Genomic DNA, 18,967 nt, shown 5'->3' with positions numbered 1-18,967 from the left:
GCCCAATACTATAAATATTGTATCCTATGGAACATCAAAGCACAATGGTTACCATATATCACCATCCGGAAGGGTTTATAAACGATAATCTCCCCTATTCCTTCTCCAGGAACTTATATTGGGACATATAAAGCTCATAATAATATCCTTTTCTCTCAAGGAGCTCCTCATGGGTTCCCATCTCCTGGATTTTTCCATTGTCCACATACATGATACAGGTAGAGTTCTTGATAGTGGACAGACGATGTGCAATGATAAATGAAGTACGGTTGGCAAGCAGTTTATTCAGACCCTCCTGCAGAAGAATTTCCGTCTCTGTATCTATGCTCGATGTTGCTTCATCTAATATAAGTATTTTAGGATCTGCCAGCAGCGCTCGTGCAAAGCTGATCAACTGCCTCTGACCTACCGACAATCTGGTACCACGCTCATTTACCTGTGTCTGATACCCTTGTTCCAAGTTAATGATAAAATCATGTGCCCGAACTGTCTTCGCAGCCTCCATAACCTGTTCATCCGTTGCCTCCATATTGCCGTATCGGATGTTGTCCATAATCGTCCCCGAGAAGATGAAGCTATCCTGTAGCATGACACCCATCTGCTTACGAAGGGATCGAATCGTAACCTTGCTTATATCAATCCCATCTATGGTAATCTTACCGGAATCAAGATTATAGAAACGGCTAATTAGATTTATAATGGTAGTCTTACCGGCACCCGTGGGGCCAACTATGGCAATTGAATCACCGACATTTGCCCGAAAGCTTATATCATTTAAGATGGGAAGCCCGTCCTCATAACTGAAGGTAACATCCTCGAACTCCACCTCACCCTTGATCGGCGGCATATCCACAGCTCCCTCATAGTCCTTTACAAGTACTGGTTCGTCAATCGTCTCAAAGATTCTTTCCAAATAAGATATTGCAGTAAGCAGTGAATTGTAGAAGCTTGCAAGCGTGTTGATGGGTGCCCAGAACCTGCCAATGTAATTCGTCATAGCAATCAAGACACCAACCGTTATTCCTTTCATGCCATTGTCTAACCAGGATATACCGAGAACATATACTGCGATACTGGTCCAGGTAGAAATATTCTCAATGGATGGCCAAAGGAGAAAGTTCAGCCTGATCGCTCTCATCCATGCTTTACTGTAATCCCCACTCAGGGTATTGAATATCTTAATATTCTCATTTTCTCTGGTAAAGCTCTGTGTTACCCGAATACCATTGATGCTTTCCGCAATATAAGCATTCAGATTGGAGGATTTATTGCTGGATAACTGCCATGCCACTCTCTGCTTTTTCTTGATGACAAAGATAATGACCATCAAAAGGGGCAATCCAATAAGGCAGATCAATGTCAGTCTGACATTGATATACAGCATAAATCCCACAATAAAGAATAAGCTGAACAAATCTGTAATGGTATTAATAATACCGTTCGATAATAAGTCACTTAAGCTGTTGACATAATTCACTACACGAACCTGGATCTTCCCATGGGGCTTATCATCGTAATAAGAGAAGGGTAATTCCTGCAGATGCTTAAATATATCAGCACGAATTGTATGTATGATGTTTTGACCCAGGCGGGAGGTTATCGTTATCTTCATTCTAAGAATAATTGAAATAATGAAGTATATCGCCAATAAAATAACACTGATTATGACAATTCCCGCGATATTTTTATCTGGTATAAACTCATCCATAATTTTCATTAAAAATACCGGTGCCAGCATCGAAAGTGCAGAAGAAATCGTCAATAAAAAGACAGTAAAAATCATATCCCCTCTATAGGGTCTGATATAAGTTGCTAATCGTTTCAGATGAGAGAAGTTAAATTCGGTCTGAAGGGTTTCATCGATATCATATTTATTTCTGGCCATGTTATCTTCCTCCTCTCATGCTCTTTTGCTCACGGTTTACAGTACTTTTATATTTTCTTATGTTATCAAAATCACCATACTGGTGATGGAATACAGTATAGTAATATCCTTTCTTTTCAAGTAGTTCTTCATGGTTGCCTGATTCAATAATCCTTCCGTTATCCACAACCAGAATCTGATCCGCGTCCTTAATAGAGGATATCCTGTGTGCAATAATAAATACAGTATGTTTCTCATTAAGAGAACTTAACTCACTCTGGATCTGAGTCTCCGTCTCCATATCCACCGCTGAAGTGGTATCATCCAGAATAATAATTGAAGGATCCTTCAACAATGCTCTTGCAAGAGAAATTCGCTGTTTCTGTCCACCGGATAAGCCCACACCACGTTCTCCGACGATCGTGTCATAACCATCGGGCATCTCCATGATAAAATCATGGGCATTGGCTATCTTCGCTACTGCCTCAACCTCTTCAAAGCTACAGTCAGGCCTGCCATACGCAATATTCCCTTCAATCGTGTCGGAGAACAAGAATACATCCTGCATTGCCATCCCTATATTATCTCTGATTGAGAATAAATCCAGATTCTTGACATTGATTCCATCTATCGTAATCTCACCAGAAGTAACATCATAAAATCGACATAGCAGGTTCATCAGTGTGGATTTACCGGAACCGGTAGCTCCAATAATTCCGACTGTTTGTCCTGGCATAACATGAAAGTTCACATCGGTAAGAATCACCTCATCATCTGCATTATAGCTGACATGGGAGAATACAATATCACCCTTAAAACGCTTCTTTGTTATAGCATTTACCGGTGGTTGAATGGTTGGCTCCACAATTACTGTAGAATAAATTTTCTCAACGGAGGTAACAAATCTCTGATAATCATTTGCAAGCCATCCGGCCTGGCGAAGTGGCATATTCAGCATCCATAGATAACCGCTTACCGTTACCATCTTACCAAGGGACATATGCCCGTTCACTACCATGATACCACCCACCAGATATAGAATAACTGACAGGGAGTTTGCTAAGAATTCAAAGATTGGTACATATTTTCTCCAGGTTCTTGCTGCATTCAATTCTGCCTCACGGAAACCATCGTTTTCCTTATTGAATTTCTCTATCTCATAATCTTCCTTCGCAAAAGCTTTGACTACACGATTACCACTTACATTTTCCTGAACAAAGGTATTCAGACTGGAAAAGTGTTGCCTAATGTTATGAAAGGCAGGCTTAACTGCCTTTAGCTGCTTCGCAGTGGTTAATGCAGTCAGAGGAAGTACAGCAATCATACATAAAGCCAGACGCCAATCCACAAGAAATATCATGACCAGCGCTATGACAAACAGCAAAGTATTCTCATAGATACCGTATATAACATATGCCACGAAATGACGAATTGCATCCATATCTCCTGTCTGACGGGACATCAGATCACCGGTACGGTTTTTGTTGTAGAAGTTAAAATCCTGGGCTAACAGCCTGCGATATACATAATCTCTCATATTATAAAGTAAGCCCTGAGAAGATTTTTCAAAAATAATTAAAAAACAATACTTCACTACGGCGCGTGTAAATGTCGCCACTATCATGATGGTCATCATAACCGGCAAAAGCTCCCGATTACCCCCCTCAATAATCTGATCAACTACAATACCCGCTATCTGAGGATTAATGATAGCTATTGTACTTGTGATTGTAACCAAGAACAATGCCAAAATCAATTTGCCGCGATATTTCTTTAAAAAGGTAAAAAACCATTGCATTGCCGTCATAGAAAGGCCTCCTCTTTGGCAAAATAAATTATTTCATAAAAGACTCTCTCATTATAGCTTCTTTGTCGATAAAGAAAATGGAGATTATTACTTTCCTCATGTAATTTATTATATATGAAATCCCCCTATATTGATATTTATTGGGCAAAATCACAAATTCGTTTTTTATGACTAAAATTTTTAAAAATGCTGTTACTTATTTACGAATCTAATGGTATAATTGTTAAGTAAATATTAAATTTTTTTATGGGTTTTAAATAAGTTAGAAATATTTTATATCTTTCATGAGATATTACGTCTTTTTATTCATAATATTCTTACTTTATTATAAAGACTGTTTTGATGCAGTAGATGGAGGTAATATGGCTTCTGAATATGATTTGACATATACCGATTTCAATCCGACGGTGTTTTATGTGACAAAAATTAAGATGGTAAATGAGGGTGTCTATCATGATCATGATTATACGGAATTGGCATACATTCTGTCAGGAAAGGGGAAATATCTGGTAGAAGGCGTGGAATATGACGTCGAAGCAGGCGATCTCGTAATATGTAATCCCGGCGTAAAGCATACACACGTTGTCGTGAATCCCAAAGAACCCACCATCGAATTCATCTCCGGCTTTACTGATTTTCATTTTAAAAACATGGCACCGAACTCCATAGAACTATCCAATGGAAGCTGTATTCTACATACAACCTCCGAATTAAAACAGGAAATCTCAAAGCACTGTTATGCCATGATCGCGGAACGGGAAAGTCATCAGGTTGGAAGATACTTTATGTTTAAGACCCATCTGATGCAAATGCTATTACTGATTATGCGTAACATCTGTAATGTGGAGAAATCAGAGCAAAAGGGCTGTAATTTTGAATCATATAATAAGAGCTATGCTGTAAATCGAATAATAAATTACTTAAATGAAAATTATGAACATAAGATATCTTTGGAGCAAATTGCACATAATATGTATCTGAGTCCAGTATATATCTCCAAGATATTCAAGGAAGAAACCGGTGAATCGCCGATTAACTATCTGATAAAAATTCGCTTAGAGAAAGCAAGAGAAATTTTGCTACAAAGTGAAGGCGGTAGTATCAAGAATATCGCCAATCAGGTAGGCTATGATGATGTATATCATTTTAGCAAATTATTTAAAAAATACTATGGTATCTCACCATTATATTATAAAAAAAATGCATTGCGAGATAATAATGCAGCAAACGAGTAAGGAAGAAGGTTATGTAAAATATGAACACATTTGATGCAATATTCTCCAGAAAATCAGTTCGTCACTTTCAATATGAAAAATTGGAGTGGGATGTAATCTCTGACATCCTGGAGTATGCGAATTCACTTCCCTTGTTAATTGAGGGTATCGCAATTGAGTTCAAGCTAGTAAGCAATATCGAAGCAAATCAGGGCTTTAACAATCCCTTCAGTGTTCGGGCGCCTTATTATATCTGTATTTCCTCTGAGAATAAGGAGGATTACCTGTTGAATGCCGGATACCTGATGCAACAGCTCAATTTGTATATTACCGCCAAAGGTCTTGGCACCTGCTTTGTGTTATCAGGACCGGGCAGAGGGCTTAAGGCAAGTATGAAATATGAGTATGTGATTGCCCTTGCATTTGGAAAAACGGTTAGCTCTCCTTATCGTGATAGCTCAAAAGCCAAGCGCCTACCGGAAAGTGATGTAGTTGTCTACAAGGAAGAAGTTACCCCGGATATAAAGCAAATCATAAATGCTGCTCGCCTTGCTCCTTCTGCTTACAACAGCCAACCATGGCGTTTTGTCGTATACAAGAACCGGATCCACATCTTTACCAAAAAGAATTCCTTCCTCGCAAAAGCACTGGACTATAATAAAATGATTGACATGGGAATCATGTTGGCTAATCTTCTGCTCGCTTCAGAGGAGCTCTGGGTGGATACCTCCCTAACAAAGTCTGACACCTTGAAGAATAAGCTATTTCAAAACAATGAGTACGTTTGTACGGTAATAATTGGTTGAATTATGCAAAAAATATATATTTTAAAGAAAATAAAAAAATTTGATTTTATAGTATTGACAAACCCTATAATCTATAGTATATTATGACATGTGCTTACGAAATGCAAAGCAAAACAACAGCACAACATAATATGCGCGAGTGGCTCAGTGGTGGAGTATCGCCTTGCCAAGGCGAGGGTCGCGGGTTCGAATCCCGTCTCGCGCTTAACTAATTTTAATGGAAGCCTTGAATTTACAGGCTTCCATTTGTCTTATTTCTTTATCCCCTTTGATTACACTTGATTACACTACCCACAAAGGATATTTTCAAGGATATTCTCTGTCATATCCGTTGATAATCTATTAAAGCAATAGCTTTTATATGTAGTCTCTTCCGACTCATGTCCTACCGTCTCTCGGATATAATTAATATTAACATTGTGATCAATTAGAGTGGAAATAAAAGTTTTTCTGATCTTATGCATACTCTTTTCTGGTATATTCAAGTTGTCGCAATATTTTCTTAATCTGTAATCTAATGCTCTAACATGAATTCTTCCCTTTTCATTAACAAATATGTAATCATTGTCTACATATCCATTACTATCAGATGCATTTTTAATCATACTTAATATCTCGCGAGCTTTCGTTGTTAAGTAAACTTTTCTTGTACCCGCCTGTGTTTTTGTATGCTCTACAACTTTATATTCAGTCGCCCCCCAACCATCTTCCTTCTTATGCGGTACTCTGACTTCCATTCTTTGAATATGGAGATACTCTCTGTCAATATCGCTATATCTCAGTGCAACTAATTCACCGACTCTAAGACCAGTCTGAAAAGCTAAAGGGATTGCCAGTGCTACAGGATTATTTGTTTTATAAAATTCCTTATAAGCTTCTTGTTCGATCTGTGGTTGCTCATCTGTCAGAAAAACTTGTGTATCAGATTGCTTTTTAGACGACTTTGCAAATATTTTTCCAGGTAATCTAACTCGTTCATAGGGGCTATCAGTAATTAATCCTTTGTCCACCGAATAAATCAAAATCTGCTTCATTATCAGTGCCATATTCCTATATTGCTTCTGTGTCAGGTTCATTTGTTTAACAATGGAATGTGCCCATTTATGAACGGTTATATAATCCAATTTAGCTATCGGAATATCTATGATTGGTGTACCAACATAGAACTTTTTCCAGTCATTATCAATTCGTCTAACTGTATTGGAAGAGTTGGTGCAAACCAGCTTGTAATCTAACCATTCTGGGTATAAAGTTTTCAATGTACTTTGAGTTCTTGCTTCATTTTCTTTGTAAAACTGTACTAATGCGTCTTCAACCTTTTCTCTGGATTTCTTTGCTATCGGCTTTCGTTTACCATCTTTTATAACGTAGGTATGATAGCGACCATCAGATGAAAGAAAAATGTTGTATGGATGATTTTTCAGAATTAATTCACGTTTCATTTTATTTACCATTTCACGCATCTGTACATCATCAATATTCATTATATTGTTTTCCTTTAATAAACGCAAGAGCTCTGAAAACTCTTTATACAACAATTCACCTCCATCTTATTCATTCTACCCTATACGCTACTCCACTCTTAAGAAAGGAATGTTTAACTGATCTTCCTTAGTCAATTGAGAAATTGAAGTAAATGAGCTATTACGCTTCATATATTTATCAACTGAGTTATAGGTAATGACTCCCCTTTCTGTGTATTCCATTACCTTGTGAATTCTTCTTAAAAATGCATTCCAAGACTCCTTATCCGTTTCTTGAATTTCAGAATACTGTTTTTCCAGTTTCCAATTCGTACAAATAAATACTTTATGATAACAAGCATACTTATTATTGTATCTTGCTTGTAAAACTACAGGATATACATCCAAGTAATTCAACATATCCTTAATCGATAAGGATGACCGGAATTCTTCGAATACAATTATAGGTTCGCAAGAATACTGGTCAAATCCATGTACGTAATTGGTTACACGATACACGTTCTCGTCTCCATAAGTATCCAATATATCTCTTGATTTTCCACTGCCTGTAACTCCAAATACATATGTCACTTCAAGATCTAGCCTACGTAAACCTTTAAATTTATCTTGTAAATATGTAGTCCTTATTTTATCTAACTTATCAATCTGCATAATATAATCTTGATTGAGTCTGATGATTTCAGCATTAGATAATTCTTCATCTACAATCATATGATAAAGCTCTTCTAGATCTCGATTCCTACCTTTATTCTCAGGTGGTCTATCACCTAATTCTTCGTAGGAATTACTAACCGTTGTTTCTGCTTTTTGAGTATTAGCCCATTTTCCTGCTTTTGTTAAATAGTCTATGTTTTGTTGTATACTTCCTTTCACCATTTCAATATGTGCACTGTTAAAATTCTTCTTTACTGTAGAAAACCGTACAGCGCTATCAAAGCAAAGAAAAATATGTGTGTGAGGAGTTCCTTTTTCACCAATTTCATCTACCATTGCAAGAAATTTAAACGATCTAAACTTAGTCAAGCAGATTTCTTTAATCCTATCGTGTGAAAACTCAGGTGTCGGATTATTAATAGTAAGTTGATATTTTCTAGATTGCTTATTTGAAATACTAATCACCTCTTTTGAATGTATAGCGACAAATGTTTTTTGTATTTGTCGCATATAATAGTATCTGAAAAACCTTATAATATCTGCAATTATAGCGATAAAACATATTACTTATTTGCACAGGGGTAATACTAAGCCCTGTGCTCTGGTTCGCTCCGCTCACGTAACACTCTGTTTGGGTGACATTTGGCTACGCCATGCCACCCACAGGTGTTGCACTCTACCTATCCACAGCGTCTTTAATATACTGGTTAAGTAAATCCATATTATTAATTTGCGGAACAACAATGCGTCTAAAATCAGCTCCATTTGTTATCATATATCCTGTTCCCCTCGAACGATCAGGAGTAATTTCATCCTTATATGAGGAGAATAACATATCTCTGACCTCTTTCGACACATTTCCAAGTGTTATTACTACATTAAAGTTATCTCTTGCCTTCCCAAAGTACTCAGCATCAAGCCGTTGTTGAGACAATAACACATGAAAATTAAAAGAACGGGCTAACATTAGTAAAGAGCTTAACTTTCTTTTTATCTCCTCGCTTTCTGATTTTGGTAAATAATTCAATAAGCTTGCATACTCTTCTATCAAAATCAAACGGAAATTCATCGAGTCATTATACCGTTGCCTATGTAAGAAGCAGTCATAAAACTCATTAAAACCTCTGAGAGCATCATCAAACCGATAGTATCTTTTAGCTCCAATCAGTCCACTAAAATCAGAGTTATCACCCTTAAAATCACAAATAGTTATCTGTGAGTCCGTAATATACTTACTGATCCTTCCAATGATTAATTTAACCAGATAAGTCTTACCTGACCCAGTTACCCCGCTCACTACAAGGTGAGGTGATTTTTGGGTATCCCATCTAACATAAGAGCTAAGTGAAGCATACATCAGCATCTTTTCATCAATAACAAGATCAATAAGTGCCATGGCTATACACCTAAAAATCCCTATCATCAGGAGATCCTGTTTTGTCTCTTAGTGATGCTTGTAACCTTTTTGTTTCATAGTCTTGCATAAACTTCTCAACTTCATAGCAATCAACATATGTGGCGGTTATTGCCAGATGTTTATCGGTTCTATGTAGTGATGCTATCCAAATATAATCTATAAATTGCTGTCTCAAGCGTTCTTGTAATAAAAGCCGCAAATCATCAAGATTAAATTCAGGGTATTTAGTACTCTGTGCTCTAAATATAAAAAAATTAATTCCATTCTTGTTTTTACACCAGTTATTTGGAGATAAAATAGAACTTGCAGATACTACTCTTATTCCCAACTCATTCTCATATTCCTTCAGGACAACAACCAACAATTCTGCCATGTTCATATATCGTTCTTGTAGAAACATCTTAAAATACTCTTCTCTGGACACTTCAACACTTCTAGCAGCAGCTTTGCATTCCTTATACTCTGAGTAAAAGAAAACTAATATACACAATAGAAGCACAATGCTTGGAAGCATCTTATATATTCCAAATATTATAAAGAATAATAAGATTACAGAAATAATAATATACTCTAATTTTACAGGTTCCTCTTGCTTAAGAAACCACTTAATACATTGTTTTATCTTTTTCATATTACTTCCTTTCTGGAGTTATCCTCCGCAAATTACACCAGAATATTAATCTGAAAGCTAATATTATAAAAGCCTTACTGGATTATTTTCATGGTATCTGCTTTTGCTGTAATGAAATATTCATTCTTCAAATAATTTTTATAAAATTTTGCTCTTAGGCAAACCGCCTCTACTATAATTGGTTCGTCGCTTTCTTCTATCATTTCCTGAGTAATAACTGGAAGTAACTCATCCGTCTTAATAACTAATTGCTCATATCCTCTCTTCGGAATAACAACGATATATTTAGTTCCTATTACCTTTCCCTGCTTTCCCTCAACATATTCTCTAGCTTCAGCAACCGAAGTGAGAATTAGTTCACCTCCATTCGTTATTTGATTCTCGTTAAGAATTATGTCTGTTGGTTTAATCATTTTTTTCCTCCTTGAATTATATTTAGTATAATAAAATGAAGATAGAGTGTTACGTAATGCTCTTCTCTATCTTCATTTTATAGTTTCCGATCTTATAATGCTCCTCACATTATAAGATCTTTACCTTGTTTTAAGGTAATTTTTTGAGAAGTTCATAAGCGACTTCCAGTATCTGCTTAATTTTCATCTTAAATTCTTTATTCCTTGCTGAATAAAAATCATCTTGCCCCGTCAGTATAAATTCAAGAGACTTACCTGTTTCTTGGCTTAACTTAATCAATAATTCCGTATCAATCATTTGACATCCGGTTTCTATACGACTAAGTTTTTTGGGATCACAGTTAAGGATTTCTGCAAACTTTTCAAGAGACAATTTTTTGCTTGTTGAATACGATTCACGAATAAGTCGAATTCTTTCACCTATTTCCACGCTCAACTGACCTTTGATTTTACTCATACTAGTCACCCCCTCTCGGTATAAAACCATTATTTCCCCTTCACATTTCTTAGTAGGGATGACTAATATACTTGAGCTCCCTTTCACAGAAGTTTGTTACATAGTTGTGGTTGCATCTCCCCCACCTTAGTGGAATATCTATACATGCAAATTACTCATTAGAGTGTATACATATTGGGTTATGTCAACATTTCGTGGGCTTTCCCCTCTTACATGTCATCTATATCACTTCTCATGGGTTTTCCCCTCTTGCATTGTCATCTATGTCACTTCTTATGAGTTTTCCCCTCTTGTATTGTCATCTATGTCACTTCTTATGGGTTTTCCCCTCTTGTATTGTCATCTATGTTATTTCTCGTGTGTTCACTTTTTCTTATGTGTATTGTTTTATTGCTCTTCTTGGAATAATTAAGATTTATCTTGTCAAATAACTTGAATTTGATATTTAGCTTTGATATACTGAGTGCAGGAAGTTATTGTCATTTCTTGAATAATAAGCATAAAAAAAGTACCCGTAAGGATACTTATATAATATATTTATAACAAGATTACTAGTGAGATTATAGAGTGTTTTCAGGAGTATTTATTACTTATCAATAAATAAAACAATGGAGGGGTATGTATGAAAAAAGAATTAATACAGGTTGCATTAGCAGTGACATTGGTTGCTAGTACATTTACAATAGTACCAGTAAATACTATAGTTAATCCAGTAAAAATTGTATATGCTCAGGAAGAAAGGCAGTCCGCTTGGAGGTCAGATCCAGATTATAAACCTGTAAAGCCAGGTAATTATCTTGCTGACTTTGATAACGGATTTCCACAGATTTACCACAATATTTCATATTTAGCAATTCGAGAGGCTATGTCAAATCCAGGTCGTAGAATACTTGAGAAGAATTATAATACTGAAGGGTTACTTACAATAAGAGACAGTTCTATAAAAATAAATAATGGTGATGATATAACTGAGTATATAGACCAAGCCACATCACCATCAAGTTACCTAGATAGAACACAGTTTTATTATAGAGCTGGTAGTATTGATACATTGGAGAATATAGATAGTGGTAAAGCTACTAACTATTATTTTACAGCACCTTTTACTGGACAGTTAAGATTTAGGTGGGTTGCAAATGAGGAAGCTTCTATTTTTACAGGTTATGCTATCTATGATTGTGAGACTGGTAAAGTATTAGATAGTGATGATGGTGCAATTTGGTATGTATCTTGCAAGTCTTTGGGTTATGGGGATTTTGATGGTATCAATGTTGTAAAAGGTAAAAAATACAGGTTGACATTTGCTTCAGAAGGTGGTAATATAACACAGAAGTTTGAAATGTTTTTCATAAAAGAAATGGATAACAACAACGGCAAGAAGATATATAACCAAGATGTTTGGTACACTTATACAAAGAATGAGGATTATTATGTGTTTAGATATAAGAAGAAGGATGATGATATTGGTTTAGCTGCGAGAGAAGATTGTATAAGGGTAAACCTTACAGAAAAGAGTAAAATATCTGTGGAATTAAGAGCTTTAAACTATGGGTACGAGAACTGGAGTGCAAAAGTTAAGAATTATGGTGTCTACCCAGTAGATACACTAGATAATAAAATACCACAAATAAACAAAGATCAGCGAGTTGGTATTGTAGAGTTTGATACTCCTATTGAGATATGTAGGGACACATTCAAAGCAGAGTTAATCCTTGAAAAAGGGGAGTATTATGTACCAGTATCATTATTTGGAACTAACTTTGATTTTAGTTTTAAGTACAATGTAAAACCTATAACAGAGGAGTACACTCCTACAGTAACATCTTGTAAGAAAGGGTCTACAACAATTAAGGGTAAGTGCATAAAAGATTCTGTAGTTTATGTGGAAGTAGATGGCAAGAAGTTAGTAGACAAGACCACAAAAGACGGAACCTTTAGTGTTAAGACTTCAAAAGCACTCAAGAAAGGCACTGTTATTAGGGTATACTTAATAGATATTGATGGAAATATAAGCAAAATTCGTTCAGTTACCGTTCAATAGTTTACAATAAATATTTTATAATATATACCACTCTTTCGATAAAGAATTAGATAATAATAATCGTAAGGTGGTATTTTTTTCTTATAAATTTTGATTACACTTTTGATTACATATTAAATGATGATGTACAGAACGCCCTTTCTATCGATTATTTTTTTAATGTGTATCGTTCGAATCCCGTCTCGCGCTTCTTCTTTAAAAGTCTTGTAACCCTTATATTTGCTTGGGTTATGAGATTTTTTTTGTTCTAAATGGTATTACTTTATCTGTTGAATATTGTTGAACGTCATTATCATCCATTTTTAATCTGATATTATCTACTTCTTCTTCCATACGGATTTTTGTGTAATATGCTTGATTCGTTTCAACAGAATGCCCTAATAAAGAGGCTCGTTCTCTTACGTCCAAATTTAACACACCAATAAAATAGTTACTGTTTAATGTCATTCGAAATGCATGATTATTGGTAATATTAAATCCAAGAGAATTACATGTCCTTCTTAAGTGGTCTGTAATGGCACGTAATGTAAGCCATGAGCCATCTGCATTGCAGAATACATATTCAGATACAATGTTATTCTCCTGTTGAACTTGTTGAATTTCCTCTAAAAGTTTTCGTAGCCTTTTATTAATTGGAAATATTCTACCATTTTTGGGATTTTGACGTTCGTTCTTTGTGTAACCGACTTCTATGTATTCTTTGGTTTTCTTGATGAACAATTGCTGACGATGAATATGTATTGTTCCCTTTTCAAAGTCAATATCCGACCAGCGTAAAACAGGTATTTCTCCTACACGCATTCCGGTTAAAATCGAGACTAAAATAGAATATGAAACAAAGTATGTCGGATATTTTGCTAGTTTCTCCCTTTCTTTGCTGACAATCCTTTCAATTTCTTCATCTGTAAATATCTTTTCATTGTCATCCACTGAATTAACTTTACACTTTTTGTAATAATCTTTCTTATGGATTTTATGAATAGGATTTTTTACAATATACTCCTTGTCTTCCGCTCGTTGAAATATTCCTGTGATAAGTGTCATAAATAAGTTGAAATCTGTTTTAATCGGAACGATATCTTCTAACCTTTGCTTAATAAATGCTTTCAGCTTATCTTCTGTAACTTCAACAATTGGAAGATTGGCAAACCCATCTGTAATATATCGCTTATAAGTCTGTTGGTCTCTTAGTATTGTATTTTCAGTTACCGTATTTTTACGGACAGCTTCATATTCATCGTATACCTGTCTTACCGATATATTTTTGTTATTCACATCCATAAAATAATCATACAACTTGTCGATAAGAGATTTCATGTCTTTACTTGAAACTTGATGGTTATCATCTCCAACCCTTACCATATATCTTTCGTTTGAAAGTTTTACTATCTTTTTCTTTTCAAGACATTTTATTACATATGCTTCCTTTACTTTAGACATCATAGTTGTGGCTTCCGCGTCACCTAACAGTTCCATAATATCATTTACTGTAATACCCATCAATAAAAACCTCCGTTTTTATTTTTAAAATGATAGATTTCCAGAAAAGTTAGTTTTGCGTTATGTCGTTTTTTGGAATTCCGAAGGACGAAATACTTTCTGGCTTGCCAGAAATAGTATTGAGTTACTACATTTTTCAAATGTAGAGTGACTGCTTCTATCATAATAGCTGTGGAGGTGATTTTATGATTAAAAAAACAATCAGCACACACAACGGTAGCATTGTTCACAGAGACCATAATATTCGTAACTATAAACCGGGACAAGTACCCAATAATATTAATCCAGAACGTTCAAAATATAACGAGGTATTGATTGATGAAACACCACAACATGCATATAAGAGAATTTTTGGACAGGCATTACAAGAATATAATGACAAGCAGAACCGCCCTGAACGCAAAATCCGAAGTTATTACAGCCATATTAAGAAATCAGCTAAACAGCATCCAGTATATGAAATGATTGTCCAAATCGGTGACTGCAATGATACAGGCAATGAAAACATTGAAAATGAAAAGGCATGTATTATAGAATTTATAGCTGGCTGGCAAAAAAGAAATCCCAACCTAGAATTAATTGGGGCCTATATCCATGCCGATGAAATGACTCTGCACGCTCACTTAGATTATGTTTGTGTTGGTCATAATTATGTAAAAGGAATGCGTATGCAAGCCGGAATGGTTAAGGCTTTGGAAGGACAGGGATTTGTTAAAGAAGGAAAAGAAACTGCACAAATCAAATGGGAACGTCGGGAAAATAAGGAGCTAGAACGCATCTGCATCGCGCACGCGATCGCAGTGCGCCATCCGGAAGGAGAAAAAACAGAACATTTGCGAACAGAAGAATATAAATTAAGAAAAGAAATTGAAGAAGCAAGTTGTCATATATCAGAAACGACTGCTGAATTAAATTCCCTAGTTGAGCAAGCCCAAACATTGAAATCAGAAAAAGAAAAATTAATTGGCGAAATTCTAACCTTGAAAGAGGTTCAAGAACTTGAAACAGGAAAGGATTTCTTTGGAAGAAAGAAGAATTTTATCAATCTACCCTATGATAAATATATGAAGATGAAACGCACCTGCGAAATGCTAGGTTTGTTTGATAAAGATAAAGAAGAATTTGAAATTTATAAAAAACAACAACAGGAAATGTTAAAAAAACAAAAACAAAATTTAAAAATGTTAAAAATAAACCTTTTCGAAAAACAAGAGCAAACCTATAAATATGAACGATTTCTGGAGAAGTTTTTATCTGAATATCAAATTGGTGGGAAAAATCTTCAAAAAATATTTGAGGAACGAGTAAATTGCAATAACTTTGAAATAAATACTAGATAATTTACAAGAAATCGACTTATTTCATTTGTTTTTAATCATATTCTTTTGGTAGATAACAAAAATGGTGGTAAACAAACAAAAACACTGTTTTTCAGCGGTGAAGGGCTTGTCTCACCGCTGGAGATTTTGGTGGTAACGGTGGTAACCCCTTTTTCTTCTACAAATAAAAAAAGAAAGAGGTATTTCAAATGAAAGTAAAAATTGTCGAAATTGTTCAACAGGTTAGTTATCTTGACCTTCTATCGGTTCAAGAGGTCTTAAAAAAGGATGTTATTCGTGATTATGCCTATATTCTTCACGACAAGGACATCAAGGAGGACGGAACGTTAAAAGCTCCTCACTATCATATTGCAGTTCGGCTCAAAGAAGCATACGACATCAAGTACATTGCAAATTGGTTTGGTATCGGAATGCAATATGTAAGTAAAGTAAAAGGTCGATGGAATGACTTAATGCTGTATCTTACGCATATCAATGCTCCTAATAAGCATCAATACCCACTTGAATGCGTAATCAGTAATTTTGACTATTCGGCATTAATTAAGCATATTGATACTGAATCGCGAAAAGAAGAAATCGTAAGCAAAATTGTAGCTGGAGAAATTCGTGAATTTAATTTCTATAAGGAAATTAGCGGAACCGAATATGTTAAATTTAAATCCGTCATCGATAAGGCATTTTTATATCGTACAGCAATGTTAAAAGGTGCAAGCAGAGAAATGGAGTGTATTTATATTAGTGGAGATGCCGGAACTGGAAAAACTACTTATGCTAAATCCTTAGCCATTAACAGGGGCTATAGCATATTTGTTTCCTCCGGCTCAAATGATGTGCTTGATGGTTACGGTGGAGAGGATTGTATAATATTGGATGACCTACGTCCATCCTGTATGGGATTAAGCGATTTGTTGAAAATGTTGGACAACAATACTGCAAGTACAGTTAAAAGTCGATATAAAAATAAGGTTCTTGAATGTAAACTCATCGTTATTACAACCACTTTGGAAATTGATGACTTTTTTAAAAAAGTTTTTTCTGAACAGTCAGAAACTAATGTACAACTAAAACGTCGCTGTTCTATCAAAATACATGCTTTTATGGATTTTTTACATGTATATTTATATCAACCGGAAACTCGTGACTATGGAGATGCAATTATTATCAAAAATCCTCTTAAGGATAAATACATAATTAAAGATTTATCACCAGAAGAATACCGTAAATCAGTTATGGAATCGTTAGCATTTACGGAAGAAGAAATTATACAGGATATTTAATATGCGATCTGCGAAGCAGACGTATATTAAATAAAAATGACGCGTCATAAACTAACTCTTTGAGTTAAGATATGGCGCGTCTAATTTTATACCTCTTTTTCCTGTGCTGAATCAAGTTCCTTCGGAACCTTGCTTTCTTCTTGTCTTTTGCATTTGTTACACAGATGTTCGTGGCGTTCCCAAAAAGTCTCTGTATCCAAGAGCTTACAATGCTCTCGTGCAGTTTCTGATTCGGTAAGTTGCTGTTCTAAATAATCTTTTTGAAATAGCAAAATTCTGTATGCTTCTTTTAATTTATAAATCTCATCCTGTAATTCGTCAATGTTGTTAATTCTCATAGTGGTTGCCCCCTTTAAATTTTATGCTAATAATATGATACATTTCGGAATTCAATATATAGCGTAAAATTTTTGTAGGAAAAAATAAATAAAGAATAAGAGAACACCAAACTTTGTGTTAAGATTAAGTCATCACACAAAACAAAACATAAAGGAAGGTGTTCTCTTATGATTAAAAGTATACAACATTTTGAAGAGGTTGGCATTAGAAATCTTGAAAAAGAAGTAGAAAAATTTTTGAAGAATCCAAAGGATATGGCTTCCTTTGTCTATGGAATTCAAGACAACATAATTAAGCTTGGTCTGGATATTATTAAAGAAACACTAGAAAGCTGTGATGAAACGCTAAGGAATAGTGGAAAGAGGAAAAAGGATTGGCAAATCGTAAAGAAGGATGAAAAAACTCTTATCACATCATTAGGAAAGGTCTGTTTTGAGAAAACCTTATTTAAGAATAAGGTAACTGGGGAAAGGGGCTATCTCTTAGATCGGATATTAGGTATTGAAGGGCATGAAAGATTAACTGAGGATGCAGAAGCAAAAATGCTTGAAGAATCAGTTGAAACATCCTATCGTAAGGCAGGTCAGGCAATCAGTATAAGTGAAATTGTAAGCAAGCAGACGGTGAAGAATAAAATTCATAGCCTTGAGTTTCAAAACGAATATAAAGATTTACCTAATAAGAAAAAAGTAAAATACTTGTACATAGACGCAGATGAAGATCATATATCCTTACAATTCCGGGAACGGAAAGGGGATCTTGTGAAAAATGATAATCATGTGAAGAATAACTGCATAATAACCAAAATCGTCTATGTATATGAGGGAATAGAAAAAGAAGGTCCGAAAAGTAAACGAAATCGGCTTATAAATCCTTACTACTTTTGTGGCACATACTCTGGAGAAGATAATAGTAAACTTTGGGATGAGGTGTATGACTATATACGTTGTAACTACGATATAGACAGCATCGAGAAAATATATCTAAATGGAGATGGAGGAGGGTGGATAAAAGCAGGAAAAAGAAGACTGGCCGGACTTACCTATGTTCTGGATGAATTTCATTTAAGCAAGTATATGATACGAGCCACATCACATTTACTGGATTCAGCTGAAGAAGCACGTCAGGAAATGTATAAAACGATGAGAAGTGGGACGAAGAGAGAATTCGAAAAAGTGATAGAAAAGATTTTGAAGGTTACAGACGGAGAAGCAACCATAAAGAGAGTCAAAGAGAGTAAAGAATATATTCTCTCTAATTGGTCTGCAGTGAAAGTTCGTTTAGAAGAAAAAGAAGGTATAGTGGGATGTAGTGCAGAAGGCCATGTCAGTCATGTGCTGTCCTCAAGGATGAGTTCAAGACCAATGGGATGGAGTAGGATGGGTGTAGATAAGATGGCACATTTAAGAGCGTATTATTATAATGGTGGAGATATGCTGGAATTGGTAAGAAAACAGAGGAGGCAGACAAAGGCTGCAGGAGCTGAAGAAAATGATATAATAAGCTGTGAGGAGGTTCTTCGTTCTGAGAAGAATAAACGTAATGAACTGGGTAAGTATATGGAAAGTATAAGCCATAGTGTGAGTGCTGATGTAAGGAAATATGCATGGTTTAACGCCCATATATGGGGCTTGTAAAAGAATATATAAAAAGGTATAGTATAGGTGTGAATTCTAAAACACATCTTTGGTGAACTTCGCCTCTCTATTTCCTACAGTATAGT

Annotated in this window: 16 protein-coding genes and 1 tRNA gene; 7 read left to right on the top strand and 10 right to left on the bottom strand. The window is 35.2% G+C overall.

All coding sequences use genetic code 11. The features are described from left to right. Positions 1-94 precede the first annotated feature (94 nt). Both H0486_RS05095 and H0486_RS05090 read right to left on the bottom strand, forming a co-directional pair. Positions 95-1,885, bottom strand: a complete 1,791-nt coding sequence (locus H0486_RS05095) for an ABC transporter ATP-binding protein (RefSeq protein ID WP_228351964.1) — start codon at positions 1,883-1,885, stop codon at positions 95-97. Between the two features lies 1 nt (position 1,886). Further along, positions 1,887-3,671 carry an ABC transporter ATP-binding protein gene (locus tag H0486_RS05090; RefSeq protein ID WP_228351963.1) on the bottom strand — a complete coding sequence of 595 codons (1,785 nt, stop codon included), beginning with the start codon at positions 3,669-3,671 and terminating at the stop codon, positions 1,887-1,889. 362 nt (positions 3,672-4,033) lie between these two features. Between H0486_RS05090 and H0486_RS05085 the strand changes: the two genes are divergently transcribed. The 3 genes from H0486_RS05085 to H0486_RS05075 all read left to right on the top strand — a co-directional run bounded on the left by H0486_RS05085 (position 4,034) and on the right by H0486_RS05075 (position 5,896). Continuing rightward, positions 4,034-4,906, top strand: a complete 873-nt coding sequence (locus H0486_RS05085; protein WP_228351962.1) for an AraC family transcriptional regulator — start codon at positions 4,034-4,036, stop codon at positions 4,904-4,906. A gap of 20 nt (positions 4,907-4,926) precedes the next feature. After that, the gene (locus H0486_RS05080; RefSeq protein ID WP_228351961.1) at positions 4,927-5,691 is read left to right on the top strand and encodes a nitroreductase family protein; all 765 of its coding nucleotides are present in this window, start codon (positions 4,927-4,929) and stop codon (positions 5,689-5,691) included. Positions 5,692-5,824: 133 nt separating this feature from the next. Beyond that, a tRNA-Gly gene (locus tag H0486_RS05075) sits at positions 5,825-5,896 on the top strand. Positions 5,897-5,978: 82 nt separating this feature from the next. On the opposite strand, the gene H0486_RS05070 is transcribed toward H0486_RS05075, so the two are convergent. From H0486_RS05070 to H0486_RS05045, 6 genes are all read right to left on the bottom strand, one after another. Further along, complete coding sequence (locus tag H0486_RS05070) at positions 5,979-7,226, bottom strand: tyrosine-type recombinase/integrase (RefSeq protein WP_228351960.1); 1,248 nt, start codon at positions 7,224-7,226, stop codon at positions 5,979-5,981. Between the two features lie 36 nt (positions 7,227-7,262). Beyond that, entirely contained in the window at positions 7,263-8,339 is a 1,077-nt protein-coding gene (locus H0486_RS05065) for a hypothetical protein (protein ID WP_228351959.1), read from the bottom strand. Positions 8,340-8,505: 166 nt separating this feature from the next. Continuing rightward, positions 8,506-9,225: a helicase HerA domain-containing protein gene (locus H0486_RS05060; protein WP_228351958.1), complete on the bottom strand. Its 720-nt coding sequence runs from the start codon at positions 9,223-9,225 to the stop codon at positions 8,506-8,508. A gap of 10 nt (positions 9,226-9,235) precedes the next feature. Then, positions 9,236-9,877, bottom strand: a complete 642-nt coding sequence (locus H0486_RS05055; RefSeq protein ID WP_228351957.1) for a hypothetical protein — start codon at positions 9,875-9,877, stop codon at positions 9,236-9,238. A gap of 74 nt (positions 9,878-9,951) precedes the next feature. Continuing rightward, the gene (locus tag H0486_RS05050; RefSeq protein ID WP_228351956.1) at positions 9,952-10,290 is read right to left on the bottom strand and encodes a hypothetical protein; all 339 of its coding nucleotides are present in this window, start codon (positions 10,288-10,290) and stop codon (positions 9,952-9,954) included. A gap of 130 nt (positions 10,291-10,420) precedes the next feature. Continuing rightward, complete coding sequence (locus H0486_RS05045) at positions 10,421-10,747, bottom strand: helix-turn-helix domain-containing protein (RefSeq protein ID WP_228351955.1); 327 nt, start codon at positions 10,745-10,747, stop codon at positions 10,421-10,423. A 622-nt stretch (positions 10,748-11,369) separates the two neighbouring features. On the opposite strand from H0486_RS05045, the gene H0486_RS05040 reads away from it, so the two are divergent. Next, entirely contained in the window at positions 11,370-12,788 is a 1,419-nt protein-coding gene (locus tag H0486_RS05040) for an Ig-like domain-containing protein (protein ID WP_228351954.1), read from the top strand. A 228-nt stretch (positions 12,789-13,016) separates the two neighbouring features. On the opposite strand, the gene H0486_RS05035 is transcribed toward H0486_RS05040, so the two are convergent. Continuing rightward, positions 13,017-14,288: a tyrosine-type recombinase/integrase gene (locus tag H0486_RS05035; protein WP_228351953.1), complete on the bottom strand. Its 1,272-nt coding sequence runs from the start codon at positions 14,286-14,288 to the stop codon at positions 13,017-13,019. A 185-nt stretch (positions 14,289-14,473) separates the two neighbouring features. Between H0486_RS05035 and H0486_RS05030 the strand changes: the two genes are divergently transcribed. Next, positions 14,474-15,628, top strand: coding sequence for a plasmid recombination protein (locus H0486_RS05030; RefSeq protein WP_228351952.1), 1,155 nt, complete (start codon positions 14,474-14,476; stop codon positions 15,626-15,628). A 188-nt stretch (positions 15,629-15,816) separates the two neighbouring features. Further along, positions 15,817-16,905, top strand: coding sequence for a Rep family protein (locus H0486_RS05025; RefSeq protein WP_228351951.1), 1,089 nt, complete (start codon positions 15,817-15,819; stop codon positions 16,903-16,905). Positions 16,906-16,991: 86 nt separating this feature from the next. Here the strand turns inward: H0486_RS05025 and H0486_RS05020 are convergent, their stop codons facing one another. Beyond that, positions 16,992-17,243 (bottom strand): hypothetical protein, encoded by a 252-nt coding sequence (locus H0486_RS05020; protein ID WP_228351950.1) that lies wholly within the window; start codon positions 17,241-17,243, stop codon positions 16,992-16,994. Between the two features lie 168 nt (positions 17,244-17,411). Between H0486_RS05020 and H0486_RS05015 the strand changes: the two genes are divergently transcribed. Further along, positions 17,412-18,881, top strand: coding sequence for an ISLre2 family transposase (locus H0486_RS05015; protein ID WP_228351949.1), 1,470 nt, complete (start codon positions 17,412-17,414; stop codon positions 18,879-18,881). The last annotated feature ends 86 nt before the right edge of the window (positions 18,882-18,967 follow it).

Source organism: Variimorphobacter saccharofermentans (genome assembly GCF_014174405.1).
Classification (GTDB): domain Bacteria; phylum Bacillota; class Clostridia; order Lachnospirales; family Lachnospiraceae; genus Mobilitalea; species Mobilitalea saccharofermentans.
The sequence above is the reverse complement of the archived record's forward strand: the minus strand, read 5'-3'. Positions and strand labels throughout refer to the sequence as shown.

What these genes read in the sequence shown, in the direction of transcription:
- H0486_RS05095 (WP_228351964.1), bottom strand. Translation starts at nt 1,885, where the DNA reads ATGGCCAGAAATAAATATGATATCGATGAAACCCTTCAGACCGAATTT.
- H0486_RS05090 (WP_228351963.1), bottom strand. Translation starts at nt 3,671, where the DNA reads ATGACGGCAATGCAATGGTTTTTTACCTTTTTAAAGAAATATCGCGGC.
- H0486_RS05085 (WP_228351962.1), top strand. Translation starts at nt 4,034, where the DNA reads ATGGCTTCTGAATATGATTTGACATATACCGATTTCAATCCGACGGTG.
- H0486_RS05080 (WP_228351961.1), top strand. Translation starts at nt 4,927, where the DNA reads ATGAACACATTTGATGCAATATTCTCCAGAAAATCAGTTCGTCACTTT.
- H0486_RS05065 (WP_228351959.1), bottom strand. Translation starts at nt 8,339, where the DNA reads ATGCGACAAATACAAAAAACATTTGTCGCTATACATTCAAAAGAGGTG.
- H0486_RS05060 (WP_228351958.1), bottom strand. Translation starts at nt 9,225, where the DNA reads ATGGCACTTATTGATCTTGTTATTGATGAAAAGATGCTGATGTATGCT.
- H0486_RS05055 (WP_228351957.1), bottom strand. Translation starts at nt 9,877, where the DNA reads ATGAAAAAGATAAAACAATGTATTAAGTGGTTTCTTAAGCAAGAGGAA.
- H0486_RS05050 (WP_228351956.1), bottom strand. Translation starts at nt 10,290, where the DNA reads ATGATTAAACCAACAGACATAATTCTTAACGAGAATCAAATAACGAAT.
- H0486_RS05045 (WP_228351955.1), bottom strand. Translation starts at nt 10,747, where the DNA reads ATGAGTAAAATCAAAGGTCAGTTGAGCGTGGAAATAGGTGAAAGAATT.
- H0486_RS05040 (WP_228351954.1), top strand. Translation starts at nt 11,370, where the DNA reads ATGAAAAAAGAATTAATACAGGTTGCATTAGCAGTGACATTGGTTGCT.
- H0486_RS05035 (WP_228351953.1), bottom strand. Translation starts at nt 14,288, where the DNA reads ATGGGTATTACAGTAAATGATATTATGGAACTGTTAGGTGACGCGGAA.
- H0486_RS05030 (WP_228351952.1), top strand. Translation starts at nt 14,474, where the DNA reads ATGATTAAAAAAACAATCAGCACACACAACGGTAGCATTGTTCACAGA.
- H0486_RS05025 (WP_228351951.1), top strand. Translation starts at nt 15,817, where the DNA reads ATGAAAGTAAAAATTGTCGAAATTGTTCAACAGGTTAGTTATCTTGAC.
- H0486_RS05020 (WP_228351950.1), bottom strand. Translation starts at nt 17,243, where the DNA reads ATGAGAATTAACAACATTGACGAATTACAGGATGAGATTTATAAATTA.
- H0486_RS05015 (WP_228351949.1), top strand. Translation starts at nt 17,412, where the DNA reads ATGATTAAAAGTATACAACATTTTGAAGAGGTTGGCATTAGAAATCTT.